Source organism: Streptococcus parasanguinis, from assembly GCF_040908565.1.
GTDB lineage: Bacteria > Bacillota > Bacilli > Lactobacillales > Streptococcaceae > Streptococcus > Streptococcus parasanguinis_AC.
Map to the genome: position 1 here is coordinate 837 of NZ_JBDGEA010000037.1, position 514 is coordinate 1,350.

The following is a 514-nucleotide window of genomic DNA, read 5'->3' on the forward strand; positions in this document are numbered from 1 at the left end:
GCTATGAGTATTTTGGTGGTATTAACTGGGATCGTTGTTCAAGCGATCAAGAAATACTTGCTCATGCGCGGTGGTAAGAAAGCGATCGAGATCGTGGAGATCTTGGCTAAAAACGCAGTCAACGCTACAGAGCAAGTTGCGGATAAGTTGGATATCCACGGCAAAGACAAGTTAGAACACGCTAAAACGAGCTTGATCGAGGGCCTTGAGTCTCAAAATATCCACTTGACGAATCAAGAACTCAATACATTTATTGAAGCAGCAGTTAAACGCGCCAACGAAGAATGGAAGAAATAGGAGATAGACAATGAGTGTACAACAATCTATTGTAAATGGCTTTATCAGCCGTCGCGGGCTAATTACCTATTCAATGCTGGGCAGTCGTAACGGTTCGGACGGCACTGGGGATTGTTCCGGTATCATGTCGCAAGTTTTGAAAGAAGCTGGGATCAATATCATCGGCTTACCGTCAACTGTCACACTTGGGCAACAACTCGCAAATAATGGATTCTAT

1 protein-coding gene and 1 pseudogene are annotated in these 514 nt (G+C 44.2%); both read left to right on the forward strand.

The genetic code is table 11. The features are described 5' to 3' along the window. The coding region (locus AB5Y61_RS10590; RefSeq protein ID WP_368404124.1) for a phage holin at positions 1-297 on the forward strand (297 nt) is incomplete at its 5' end. 10 nt (positions 298-307) lie between these two features. Next, positions 308-514, forward strand: a pseudogene (locus AB5Y61_RS10595) (peptidoglycan hydrolase); the annotation flags it as partial.